The sequence below is a fragment of the Roseococcus suduntuyensis genome (assembly GCF_014196305.1).
Taxonomy (GTDB): Bacteria; Pseudomonadota; Alphaproteobacteria; order Acetobacterales; family Acetobacteraceae; genus Roseococcus; species Roseococcus suduntuyensis.
In genome coordinates this window covers 972568-985212 of record NZ_JACIDJ010000001.1, presented here as the reverse complement: position 1 = coordinate 985212, position 12645 = coordinate 972568, and the positions used below count along the sequence as shown (strand labels likewise).

Annotated in this window: 11 protein-coding genes; all 11 read left to right on the top strand. The window is 72.2% G+C overall.

What is annotated here, in order from left to right:
- Positions 1–26 precede the first annotated feature (26 nt).
- On the top strand, positions 27–449 hold the full coding sequence (locus tag GGQ83_RS04580; RefSeq protein WP_184382395.1) for a type IV secretion protein Rhs: 423 nt from the start codon (positions 27–29) through the stop codon (positions 447–449).
- 121 nt (positions 450–570) lie between these two features.
- Positions 571–990 (top strand): MaoC family dehydratase, encoded by a 420-nt coding sequence (locus GGQ83_RS04575; RefSeq protein WP_184382394.1) that lies wholly within the window; start codon positions 571–573, stop codon positions 988–990.
- Between the two features lie 4 nt (positions 991–994).
- Positions 995–1591, top strand: coding sequence for an LOG family protein (locus tag GGQ83_RS04570; protein ID WP_184382393.1), 597 nt, complete (start codon positions 995–997; stop codon positions 1589–1591).
- On the top strand, positions 1588–2505 hold the full coding sequence (locus tag GGQ83_RS04565) for a bifunctional riboflavin kinase/FAD synthetase (protein WP_184382392.1): 918 nt from the start codon (positions 1588–1590) through the stop codon (positions 2503–2505). Before GGQ83_RS04570 ends, GGQ83_RS04565 begins: the two co-directional genes overlap by 4 nt.
- Before the next feature lie 141 nt (positions 2506–2646).
- A complete protein-coding gene (ileS, locus tag GGQ83_RS04560; RefSeq protein ID WP_184382391.1) occupies positions 2647–5424 on the top strand; it encodes an isoleucine--tRNA ligase in 2778 nt (925 codons plus the stop codon).
- Positions 5421–5924 carry a signal peptidase II gene (lspA, locus tag GGQ83_RS04555; RefSeq protein ID WP_311727217.1) on the top strand — a complete coding sequence of 168 codons (504 nt, stop codon included), beginning with the start codon at positions 5421–5423 and terminating at the stop codon, positions 5922–5924. The genes ileS and lspA overlap by 4 nt, the downstream gene beginning before the upstream one ends.
- The gene (locus GGQ83_RS04550) at positions 5921–6499 is read left to right on the top strand and encodes a DUF3035 domain-containing protein (RefSeq protein WP_184382389.1); all 579 of its coding nucleotides are present in this window, start codon (positions 5921–5923) and stop codon (positions 6497–6499) included. Before lspA ends, GGQ83_RS04550 begins: the two co-directional genes overlap by 4 nt.
- A gap of 55 nt (positions 6500–6554) precedes the next feature.
- Complete coding sequence (locus tag GGQ83_RS04545) at positions 6555–7970, top strand: M16 family metallopeptidase (protein ID WP_242535008.1); 1416 nt, start codon at positions 6555–6557, stop codon at positions 7968–7970.
- On the top strand, positions 7970–9250 hold the full coding sequence (locus tag GGQ83_RS04540; RefSeq protein ID WP_184382388.1) for a M16 family metallopeptidase: 1281 nt from the start codon (positions 7970–7972) through the stop codon (positions 9248–9250). Before GGQ83_RS04545 ends, GGQ83_RS04540 begins: the two co-directional genes overlap by 1 nt.
- Before the next feature lie 36 nt (positions 9251–9286).
- Positions 9287–10909: a glucose-6-phosphate isomerase gene (gene pgi / locus GGQ83_RS04535; protein ID WP_184382387.1), complete on the top strand. Its 1623-nt coding sequence runs from the start codon at positions 9287–9289 to the stop codon at positions 10907–10909.
- Complete coding sequence (mutL, locus tag GGQ83_RS04530) at positions 10906–12639, top strand: DNA mismatch repair endonuclease MutL (RefSeq protein ID WP_184382386.1); 1734 nt, start codon at positions 10906–10908, stop codon at positions 12637–12639. The genes pgi and mutL overlap by 4 nt, the downstream gene beginning before the upstream one ends.
- The last annotated feature ends 6 nt before the right edge of the window (positions 12640–12645 follow it).

Below are 12645 nucleotides of genomic sequence, written 5' to 3'. Positions count from 1 at the left end.
CATGAGGGCAGGGAAGGCTTCGCCCCATGTGGCCCGCTTTCCTCACCGCCCTCCTCCTCTCGCTGCCGGCCCTCGATGCCTCGGCGCAGTCCAAGCGCGAATATGACGCGCAGGGGCGCAGCCTGGGGCGCGAGGAGCAGCGAGGGGCCACGCTGCGACAATATGACGCGCAGGGCCGCCCGATCGGCCGCAGCGAATTGCGCGGCGACACCCGGCGCGACTACGACGCGCAGGGCCGCGCCCAGGGCCGGGCGGAGGTGCGGGGCGACACCACCCGCCTCTATGACGCCCAGGGCCGCGCCGCGGGCCGCAGCGAAACGCGCGGGGACACCACGCGCCACTACGACGCCCAGGGCCGGCAGACCGGGCGTTCCGAGACGCGGGGCGGCGTGACGCGCCATTACGACGCACAGGGCCGCCAGGTGGGGCGCACCGAGACGCGCCGCTGAACCCTGTTGCGCGCCCCGCCTGAGCGGCTACACCCTGGCCGCAGGCGTCCGATCGGCTGCGGTGGGCTCACCGAAGCCGTGAATCGGCCGCCTGGCAAAGGCCGAAAGGGGCAGCGGCAATATGGATGGTTTCGCCTTCGAGGAACTCAGCGTCGGCCAGACGGCGCGCTTCGCCAAGACCATCACCGAAGCGGACATCCTGATGTTCGCCGCCGTCTCGGGCGATACCAACCCCGTCCATATTGATGCCGAGCACGCCGCCGGCACCATGTTCAAGCAGCGCATCGCGCATGGGATGCTCTCGGCCGGGCTGATCTCGGCCGTGCTGGGCACCAGGCTGCCGGGGCCGGGCACCATCTACATGGGTCAGACGCTGAAGTTCCGCGCGCCCGTGAAGATCGGCGACACGGTGACGGCGGTGGTGGAGGTGACGGCGCTGGACCCGGCCAAGCGCCGCGCCACCCTCTCCACCACCTGCCTCGTCGGCGGCAAGCCGGTGATCGAGGGCGAGGCCACGGTCATGGTGCCCGCCCGTGGATGAGGCCGTGACGACCCCGGCATTCCGCCGCGTCTGCGTCTTCTGCGGCGCCCAGCCGGGGACCGACTCGCGCCATGCCGAACTGGCCGTGGCCCTCGGCCGCGCCATCGCCGCCCGGGGGCTGGGCCTCGTCTATGGCGGGGGCAAGGTGGGGCTGATGGGCATCGTGGCGGACGCCGCCATCAAGGCCGGCGCCGAGGTGATCGGCGTGATCCCCGAGGCGCTGATGGACCGCGAGCTGGGCCATGGCGGTGTCACGGAACTGCGCGTGGTGCCGTCCATGCATGTCCGCAAGCAGATGATGAACGAGCTCTCCGACGGCTTCGTGGTGCTGCCCGGCGGCATCGGCACGCTGGAGGAAAGCGTGGAAATCCAGTCCTGGGCGCAGCTTGGCATCCATGGGAAGGGGTTGGTCTATCTCGACACGGATGGCTACTGGACGCCCTTCTTCGCCCTGCTGGACCGCATGGTGAAGGGCGGCTTCGTACAGGCGCGCCATGCCGGCCTCGCACTCCGCGCCGGCTCGCCCGAGGCCGCGCTGGATGCCCTGGCCCAATGGACCCCGCCCGCCATCACCCGCTGGATGACGAAGACCGAGACATGATCCACAGCGATTGGCGCGCCCTGCCGCCCGAGGCGCGCGGCGGGACGGTGGCGCTCGGCAATTTCGACGGGGTGCACCGCGGCCATGCGGCCGTGCTGGCGGCTGCCCACCAGGCGCGGCCCGACCTGCCCCTGGTCGCACTCACCTTCGAGCCTCACCCGCGCGAGCATTTCCGGCCCGACGACCCGCCCTTCCGCCTGACACTGCTGCCCGCCAAGGCGGCGGCGCTGGCCGCACTCGGCGTGCGCGCGGTGGTGGCCGTGCCCTTCGACGGGGCGTTCAGCGCCATGTCGGCCGAGGAATTCGTGGAGGGCGTGCTGCACCAGGGCCTGGGCGCCAGGCACCTGGCCTGCGGGGGCGACTTCGCCTTCGGCCACCGGCGCGGCGGCAATATCGGCGTGCTGCAGGCGGCGGCCGAGGCGCGGGGCATCGGCCTCTCCATCGTGCCGCATCTGGCCGATGCGGAGGGGCCCATCAGCTCCACCCGCATCCGCCGACAGTTGCAGGATGGCTATCCGGAGCGCGCGGCGGTGCTGCTGGGCCGGCCCTGGGCCATTCGTGGCCCCGTGACCCATGGCGATGCGCGGGGGCGGACCATCGGCTTTCCCACCGCCAACATCCCACTGGGGCGGCACCTGGAACCGGCGCGGGGCGTCTATGCCGTGCGCGCGACCCTGGCCGATGGGCGGGTGGTGCCGGGCGTGGCCAACCTGGGCCGCCGGCCGACCCTGGGGGGCGACCCCGTCTCGCGGCTGGAGGCGCATCTGTTTGATTTCCAGGGCGACCTCTACGGGCAGGAAGTGGAGGTCGCGCTGCTCGCCTTCATCCGCGACGAGCGGAAGTTCGCGAGCTTCCAGGAACTCACCACCCAGATCGCGGCCGATGCGGCGGCCGCCCGGGCCCTGCTGGCTTGACCAGGGGGCCGGGGGGCACGCATATCCCACGCATGCACCCGGCGCGGCCTTTCCGAATTCCCGGCCCGGTCCTCCGCTGAGGGCCGGGACCCTTTCGCGCGCCACCCCTGACGCCCCGCCCCGGCGGGGATGAGACATTCCATGAACGACGCCCCTCCCCCGCGCGACTACCGGCAGACGGTCTTCCTGCCGCAGACCCCCTTCCCCATGAAGGGCGACCTGCCGAAGCGCGAGCCCGCCATGCTGGCCCGCTGGGCGCAGCAGGATCTGTGGCGGAAGCTGCGCGACGGCGCGGCCGCGCGGCCGAAATTCGTGCTGCATGACGGCCCGCCCTATGCGAACGGCCCGCTGCACATCGGGCACGCGCTGAACAAGATCCTGAAGGACGTCATCAACCGCGCGGCGCAGATGTCGGGCTATGATGCCGACTACGTGCCCGGCTGGGACTGCCACGGCCTGCCCATCGAGTGGAAGGTCGAGGAGGAGTATCGCGCGAAGAAGAAGAACAAGGACGAGGTGCCCGTCCTGGAATTCCGCGCCGAATGCCGCGCCTATGCCGCGCATTGGCTGGAGGTGCAGCGCGAGGAGTTTGCCCGGCTTGGCGTCGCGGGCGACTGGGCGAACCGGTATGCCACGATGGATTTCCCGTCGGAGAGCGTGATCGTCGAGGAGATCGGCCGCTTCCTGATGAATGGCAGCCTGTATCGCGGGCTGCGGCCGGTGATGTGGAGCCCGGTCGAGAAGACGGCGCTGGCCGAGGCGGAGATCGAATACCACGACCATGTGAGCCCGACGCTGTGGGCGCGGTTTCCGATCGTCTCCGGGCCGGAGGCCGGGGCCAGCGTCGTGATCTGGACCACCACCCCCTGGACCATCCCGGGCAACCGCGCCGTGGCCTATGGGCCGGAGATCGACTACGCGCTGGTGCATGTGGAGGGCGTGGCCGAGGGCAGCCATCTGCGCGTCGGCGAGACGCTGCTGGTGGCGCTGCCGCTGCTGCCGAAGTTTGCCGAGGATGCGGGGCTGGGCGCGCACAGCCTCCATCGCGTGCTGAAGGGCGCGGAGCTGGAAGGCGCCATCGCCGCCCACCCCCTGCGCGGGGCGGGTTACGATTTCGACGTCCCCCTCCTCCCCGGCGACTTCGTCACCACCGAGGCCGGCACCGGCTTCGTCCACATCGCCCCCGGCCATGGCGAGGACGACTTCAACCTCGGCCGCGCCCATGGGCTGCCGGTGCCCGAGACCGTGAACGACGACGGCACCTTCACCCACCATGCCCCGGGCTTCGAAGGCCTGCACGTCTTCCGCGCGCATGAGGCGGTCTATGCCGCCTGCGAGACGGCCGGCACGCTGGTGGCGAAGTCGAAGCTGACGCACAGCTACCCGCACAGCTGGCGCTCCAAGAAGCCCGTCATCTTCCGCGCCACGCCGCAATGGTTCATCGCCATGGATGACAGCAATGCCATCCGGCAAAAGTCGCTGGACGCCATCGCCGCCACCACCTTCATCCCCGATGTGGGCCGCAACCGCATCGGCGGCATGGTGGCCTCGCGGCCGGACTGGTGCATCAGCCGCCAGCGCGCCTGGGGCGTGCCCATCGCCGTCTTCGTCGAGAAGCGCACCAGCGAGGTGCTGCGCGACCCCGACGTGATGGCGCGCATCGTGGACGCCTTCCGCAGCGAGGGCGCGGATGCCTGGTACCAGCCCGATGCGGCGGCGCGTTTCCTGGGGAATACCCGCAACCCGGACGACTACGAGCAGGTCATGGACATCGTGGATGTCTGGTTCGAGTCCGGCTCCACCCACGCCTTCGTCCTGCCGCCGCGGAACCTGCCCTTCCCGGCCGATCTCTACCTGGAGGGCTCCGACCAGCATCGCGGCTGGTTCCAGTCCTCGCTGCTGGAATCCGTCGGCACGCGCGGGGTCGCACCCTTCAAGGCCGTGCTGACCCATGGCTTCGTCCTCGACGAAGGCGGGCGGAAGATGTCCAAGTCGCTCGGCAACGTCACCGCCCCGCAGGAGGTCATCGCCAAGTATGGCGCCGACATCCTGCGCATGTGGGTGATGAACTCCGACACGGCCGAAGACCTGCGCATCGGCAAGAACATCCTGGAGCAGCAGGCGGAGCTTTATCGCCGCATCCGCAACACGCTGCGCTGGCTGCTGGGCAACCTGGCCGGCTTCGACGGGCATGAGCGCGTGCCGGTGGCCGAGATGCCGGAACTCGAACGCTGGGTGCTGCACCGCCTGACGGAACTCGACGCCCGCGTGCGCCGCGCCGTGCGGTCGCATGACTGGAACGGCGTGTTGCCCGAGATCCACAATTTCTGCGCCACCGACCTCAGCGCCTTCTACTTCGACATCCGCAAGGACAGCCTCTACTGCGACGCCAAGGACAGTCTCCGCCGCCGCAGCGCGCGCACGGTGCTGGACAGCCTGCACCGCTGCCTCTGCGCCTGGCTGGCCCCCGTGCTGGTCTTCACGGCGGAGGAAGCCTGGACGGCCCGCTTCGGCGAGGGCGCGGGCAGCGTGCATCTCCAGCTCTTCCCCGAACTGCCGGAGAATTGGCGGGATGACGCGCTGGCGGCGAAGTGGGCGGAAATCCGCCGGCTGCGGAAGCTGGTCACGGGCAGCCTGGAGGACCATCGGCGCGATGGCACCTTCGGCTCTTCGCTCCAGGCCGCGGTCACCCTGACGCTGGCGCCGGAGGATGCCGCCGCCACGCTGGACGCCGCGACCTGGGCAGAAACGCTGATCGTCTCGAAGGTCACGCTGGCGGAGGGGGCGGAAACCAGCCTCGACGTGGCGCTGGCCCCCGGCCACAAATGCGACCGCTGCTGGAAGGTGCTGGAAGAGGTGGGCCAATCCGCCGCCCACCCCACGCTGTGCCGCCGCTGCGAGGCCGTGGTCGGGCCGTGACCCATCCGCTGCGAACCGGCCTCGTCTTCGCCGCCCTGCTGCTGCTGGCCGACCAGGCCAGCAAGTGGTGGATCCTGGAGGTCGTGGAACTGCCGCTGCGCCAGCACATCCCGCTGCTGGCGCTGGGCCCGGTGGGGCTTGACCTCACCATGGTCTGGAACCGGGGGGTCACCTTCGGGCTGTTCTCGGGCGAGGGCGCCTGGAACCACGTCATCCTGGCCGGCATCGCCCTGGTCGTGGCGGGGTTCCTGCTGCGCTGGCTGTCGCGCGCCGAGACGCGGCTGGTAGCCCTGGCGCTGGGCGCCGTCATCGGCGGGGCCATCGGCAATGTCATTGACCGGCTGCGATTTGGCGCGGTGGTGGACTTCGTGGACGTTCACGGCTGGGGCTGGCACTGGTATGTGTTTAACGTCGCGGACGCGGCCATCGTGTGCGGGGTCGTCGCCCTGGTGGGGGACGCCTTGATCCGGCCGGAAAGCAAGCGCAAGGAAGCGTCATGAAGCTTGCCCCTCAATTTCGCCCCCTGCTGGGCGCCCTGCTGGTCGCGGGCCTGCTGGCCGGCTGCGGCCAGGACACCTCCCGCACCCTGGGCCTGACGCGCGATGCGCCGGATGAATTCCAGGTGATGACGCGCGCGCCGCTGTCCATGCCGCCCTCGCTGGGGCAGTTGCCGCCGCCGCGCCCGGGCAGCACCCGCCCGCAGGAACGCGCCGCGCGCGAACAGGCCGAGGCGCTGCTGACCGGCGGCGTGCCCGGCCGTCCCGCCGCCCCCACCCCGGGCGAGGCCGCCCTGCTGGCCCAGACCGCCACCCCCGTGCCGCAGGACATCCGCTCCACCCTCGACCAGGAAGCCACCCGGACCGAGAACGTGAACCGGACCCTGGTGGACCGCGCCCTGTTCTGGCGCGACCCGCCGCCCCCCGGCGTGCCGGTGGATCCGAACCGCGAGGCCCAGCGCCTGCGCGAAAACGCGGCCCTGGGCCGCCCCGTGGCGGAGGGCGAGACGCCCATCATCCAGCCCGAGCGGCGCGGGGTGCTGGAAAGCCTCAGCCTGGATCGCCTGCGCTTCTGGTGATCCAGGCCATGGGAAGCTTGGCGGCATTCTGGCGAAGCCGCCCCCGCCTCCCCACATGCGGCGTATGATCGCATTGACCCGCCGCACCGCGCTGAAGGGCGCCGCCGCCAGCCTGGCCCTGCCCGCCCTCGCCACCCCGCGCGAGGGGCTGGCGCAGGCGGCCACAACCCCGCTCCGCACCGCTCGCCGCGGGCCGGACCAGCCTCTGTTCGGCGCCGTGACCTGGACGCTCGACAACGGGCTGCGCGTGGTCCTGGCCGAAAACCGCCGCGCGCCCGTCGCAGCCCATTACCTCTATGTGGCCGCGGGCTCGGGCGAGGACCCGGCCGGCAAGTCCGGCATCGCCCACTACCTTGAGCACATGATGTTCAAGGGCAGCCCCAACGTGCCCTCCGGCGCCTTCAGCCGCGTGGTGGCGCGCGAGGGCGGGCAGGACAACGCCTTCACCAGCCGGGACATGACGGCCTATTTCCAGACGGTCGAGGCCTCGCGCCTGCCGCTGATGATGCGCCTGGAAGCCGACCGCCTGGCCTCCCCCCTCATGCCGCCCGACGAATACGAGGCCGAGCGCGCGGTGGTGCTGGAAGAACGGCGCCAGGTGATCGAATCCAACCCGCGCAGCCGCTTCCGCGAGGAATTCGACGCCACCCTATGGGGCCCGCAGCATTGGCGCGGCCGCCCCATCATCGGCTGGGAAGATGAAATCCGCGCCATCACCCGGCAGGACATGATCGACTTCCACGCCCGCTTCTACGCCCCCTCCAACTGCACGCTGGTGGTGGCGGGCGATGTGCGCGAGGCCGATCTGCGCCGTTGGGCCGAGGAATTCTACGGCCCCGTCCCCTCCCGCCCCGAGGTGACACGCGACCGCGCGGCCCCGCCCGAGGCGGCCGGCGAGGCGCGCCTGATCCGCCGCGACCCGGGCGTGCGCGAACCCTCCTTCCTGCGCACCTTCGCCGCGCCCTCCGCCACCTGGGGCGACCGCTCGCTCCATGACGCGCTGGACGTGCTGGCGCATCTGCTGGGCGGCGGCGCGGGCTCGCGCATCCACAAGGCGCTGGTGGAGGAAGGGCTGGCCGTCGGCGCCGGCGCTTCCTATTCGGGCCAGGTGCTGGGGGTGGGAAGCTTCTTCCTCTACGCCTCGCCCCGCCCGGGCGTGAGCCCGGAACGGATCGAGCAGGCGCTGAACACCGTGCTGTCGGAACTGCTGGATTCCGGCGCGACCGAGGCGGAACTGCGCCGCTCCATCCGCCAGGAGACGGCCGGCGCCCTGCTGGCGCTGGATGGCTTGGGCGCCGCACCCCGCATGCTGGGCGGCGCGCTGTCCATCGGCCTGCCGCTGGACGCCGTGGAGTTCTGGCCGCAACGCCTCGCCTCCGTCACCCTTGAACAGGTCAATGCCGCCGCGCGCCAGGTTTTGGGCACGCCGGGGGCCAACATGGCCGGCTGGCTGCTGCCCGGAGACGCCTGATGTCCGAGACCCAGTTCGGCGTGACGCTGCCCGCGCGGCGCGGCTTCTCCGTGCCCATCCAGATCGTCGAGGCGGGCGGCGTCACCGCCTGGCTCGTGGAGGATCATTCGGTTCCCGTCGTCTCGGTCGCCTGGTCCTGGGCCGGCGGGCAGGCGCTGGAGCCCGAGGGGCGCGAGGGGCTGGCCGGCATGGCCGCCTCGCTGCTGACCGAGGGCGCGGGGGATCTGCGCGCCACCGAGTTCAGCGATGCGCTCTCCGATGAAGGGATCGGCCTCGGCTTCTCCGCCCGCGCCGATGTCTTCGAGGGCAGCTTCCGCGCGCTGACCGACGCCCTGCCCCAGGCCGTGCCGCTGGCCCGGCTGGCCATGACGGCGCCGCGGCTGGATGAGGACGCCGTGACCCGCGTGCGCGCCCGCGCCCTGCTGGCCGCGCGGCAGCAGACGGAAAGCCCCGGCGCCGTGGCCCGCCGCGCCTTCTGGGAGGCGGGTTTCCCCCGCTCCAGCCTCGGCCGCGCCGCCACCCCCGAGACCATCACCACCCTCACCACCGGCGACATCCGCACGGCGCTGGAGGCCCAGCTTCATCGCGGCGGCGTGCAGGTGGTGGCGGCCGGCGCGCTGGACGCGGCCGGGCTGCGCGCCTTGCTGGGCGAGCTGTTCGGCGCCCTGCCGGCCGGCACCCCGCCCGAGCTCACGCCCCCCGGCCCCATGGAGATGTTCGGCAAGGTGCTGCGCCCCATGCCGGGCCCGCAATCCCACATGGTCTTCGGCCAGGACGCCCTGCCCCCCACCGACCCCGATTGGGAGGCGAGCCAGGTGGCGCTGCGCATCCTGGCGGGCGGGGGTTTCAGTTCGCGCCTGATGCGGACCGTCCGCGAGCAGCGCGGGCTGACCTATGGCATCGGCGCCGGGCTGTCCGTCGCCTTCGGCCAGGCGCTGGTGCAGGGCGTCGTCTCCACCGAGAACGCCCGGGCCAGCGAGGTCTGGCGCCTGGTGCGCGAAGGCTGGGCCGAGATGGCGCAGGACGGCCCCACGGAGGAGGAGCTGCGCGACGCGGTGGCCTTCCTGGCCGGTTCGCTGCCGCTGCAATTCACCGACAGCCGGCGCAGCGCCTCGCTGCTGCTGGGGCTGCGCCAGACGGGCCGCACGCCGGAATGGCTGGCCGGGCGGCCGGCGCGGCTGGCGGCGCTGACGCGCGAGGATGTGATGCGCGCGGGGCGGCGCTTCCTGCGCGCGAACACCCTGGCCCTTGCAGTGGCGGGGCAGCCGCAAGGGCTGTAACCTTCCGTCCGGCAAAGGTTTTCAGGAGAGGCCAGGATGGCGGCAGCGGTGTCAGCGGCGTGGGCGAAGGTCGAGGCATTGGCGGCATCGCCCGGGGCGGCCGCCATCCGCCCGCTCTTCGCGGCCGATCCGGACCGCTTCGCCCGCTTCCACCACAAGGGCGGCGGGCTGCTGCTGGACATCTCCAAGACCTCGGTCTCGGACACGGTGCTGGCCGCGCTGCTGGACCTGGCCCGCGCGGCCGATGTGGCGGGAAGCCGCGACGCCATGGCGCGCGGCGAGGCGGTGAACAGCACCGAGCGCCGCGCCGCCCTGCACATAGCCCTGCGCGGCGACCTCCCCGGCGCGGGCGGCGAGGCCCACCGCGAGGCGGCCGAGGTGCTGGCCCGCATGGAGGCCTTCACGACCGCCATCCATCGCGGCGAAATCCGCGGCGCCACCAACCAGCGCTTCGACACGGTGCTGAACATCGGCATCGGCGGCTCGGACCTCGGGCCGGTCATGGTGGGCCGCGCCCTGTGGCGGGCGGGCGACCCGATGCGGCCCATCCACCTCGGCAATGTGGACGGGCATGGGTGGGAGACGGTGCTGCCGCAGCTCGATGCGCGGCGGACCCTGGTGCTGGTGGCCTCCAAGACCTTCACCACCCAGGAGACCATGGCCAACGCCCATCTGGTGAAGCGCTGGATGGAGGCCAGCGTGGGGCCGAATGGGGCGGCCTCGCATTTCGCCGCCCTCTCCACCAACCTGAAGGCCACCGCGGAATTCGGCATCGGCGAGGACCGGGTGTTTCCCTTCCGCGACTGGGTGGGGGGGCGGTTCTCGCTCTGGTCGGCCATCGGGCTTTCGCTGGCGCTGTCGCTGGGCTGGGACCGTTTCGCGGCACTTTTGGCCGGGGCGCGGGCGATGGACCGGCATTTCCTCGACGCGCCGCTCGAATCCAACCTGCCCGTGCTGCTGGCGCTGGTGGAGGCCTGGCATGTCAACGGCCTCGACCTGCACCGCCGCGCCGTGCTGCCCTATGACGAGCGGCTGCGGCGCCTGCCCGCGCATTTGCAGCAGCTGGAGATGGAAAGCCTCGGCAAGGGCGTGACCGTGGACGGCGCGCCCGTGCCCCGCGCCACCGGCCCCGTGGTCTTCGGCGAGCCCGGCACCAATGCCCAGCACAGCTTCATGCAGCTGGTGCACCAGGGGCCGCGCCATGTGCCGGTGGACTTCATCCTGGTGGCGTGCCCCGACCACACCCATGCCGACAACCACAACATCCTGCTGGCGAACGGCCTGGCGCAGGCCGAGGCGCTGCTGATGGGCCGCGACGCGGATGCCGTGCGGGCCGAGATGGAAGCCGCGGGCGTGGCCGAGGCCGAGATCACGCGCCTGTTGCCGCACCGCGTCTTCGGCGGCGACCGGCCCTCCAACACCATCCTGATGCCGCGCATGGACGAGGCGGCGCTGGGCGCGCTGATCGCCCTCTATGAGCACAAGGTCTTCGTGCTGGGCGCCCTCTGGGGCATCAACCCCTTCGACCAATGGGGGGTGGAGCTGGGCAAGGTGATGGCGACGCCCATTGTGCGCGAATTGGAGACGGGCGAGGTGGGCGCGCATGATGCCAGCACGGCCGGCCTGCTGACAGAATTGCTGCGGCTGCGCGGGGGATGATCCGTCTCCTCCCCGACGCCACCGCCAACCGCATCGCCGCCGGCGAGGTGGTGGAGCGCCCCGCCGCCGTGGTGAAGGAGTTGGTGGAGAACGCGCTGGACGCCGGCGCCAGCCACATCCGCGTGGAGTTGGAGGAAGGCGGCATAGGCCGCGTGCTGGTCGAGGATGACGGCCATGGCATGTCGCCCGAGGACCTGGAGCTGTGCGTGGAGCGCCACGCCACCTCCAAGCTGCCCGAGGAAGCGACCCTCTTCGCCATCGGCACGCTGGGCTTCCGGGGCGAGGCGCTGCCTTCGATCGGCGCGGTGGCGCGGCTTTTCATCACGACCGCACCCCGCGGCGGAGCCGCGTCAGGATCGCGCGACGGCGTCGCCCACCGCATCACCGTCGAGGGCGGGCGCAAGGGGCTGGTGCAGCCGGCCTCCGGCGCGCCGGGCACGCGGGTGGAGGTAACGGACCTCTTCTTCGCCACCCCGGCCAGGCGGAAATTCCTGCGCTCCCCGCGTGCCGAGGGCGAGGCGGCGATGGACGCGCTGCGGCGCCTGGCGCTCGCCTGGCCGCTTGTGGGCTTCGAGGCCAGCCAGGACGGCCGGCGCGTGCTGAACCTCGCGCCGTCCAGCCGCGAGGCGCGGATCGAGGCGCTGCTGGGTGCCGAATTCGCCGCCGCCGCGCGGCCGGTGGAGGGGCCCGGCATCACGGGCCTCGCGGGCGGCCCGGCCTTCACCCGTGCCACCTCGGCCGAACAGCATTTCGTGGTGAATGGCCGCCCGGTGAAGGACCCCATGCTGCGGATGGCGCTGCGGGCCGCCTATCGCGACGTCACCGCGCCCGGGCGGCACCCGGTGGCGGCGCTTTTTCTGGAAGTGCCCCCCGCCGAGGTGGATGTGAACGTCCACCCCATGAAGACCGAACTGCGCTTCCGCGATTCGGCCGGGGTAAGGGGCGCGGTGATCTCGGCGCTGCGCCGCGCGCTGGGCCAGGGGGTCGGCCAAGGGGGGGTGGGGGGCGGCTCGCTGGGTTATGCGGGGCCTTCCGGCCTGCGCTTCTCCACGCCGCCGCCGCCGCTGACGGGCTTCGCGGAGGCCCGCCTCCCGCTCACCTTTGCCCCGCCCGCGCCGGTGGAACAGGCGCCCGCCGAGCCCGTGCCGGCGGACCACCCGCTCGGCCGGGCGGTGGCGCAGGTGATGGACACCTACATCCTGGCCGAGGCGCCCGATGGCGCGCTGATCCTGGTGGACCAGCACGCCGCGCATGAACGCCTCACCCATGAACGCCTGAACGCCGAATTGCTGGAAGGCGGCGTGCGGTCCCAACCCCTGCTGATCCCCGCCGTGGTGGAACTGCCGGGTGCAGCCCGGCTGGTAGAGGCCGCGCCCGACCTCGCCCGCCTAGGGCTGGAGGTGGAGGGCTTCGGCCAGGGCGCCGTGCTGGTGCGCGCCCTGCCAGCCCTGCTCGGCACCGCCGACCCCGCGCCCATGCTGCGCGACCTCGCGGAGGAACTGGCCGAGGGCGGCGAGGGCCAGGCGCTGGCGCTGCGCCTCGATGCCGCCGTGGCGCGGCTGGCCTGCCATGGGTCGGTGCGCGCCGGCCGGCGCCTGACCCCCGCCGAGATGGACGCCCTGCTCCGCGCCATGGAGCGCACGCCCCGCGCCGCCACCTGCAGCCATGGGCGACCCACCTATCTGCGGTTGGGCGCGGGCGAGATGGCGCGCTTGTTCGGGCGGGCGTGAAACCCA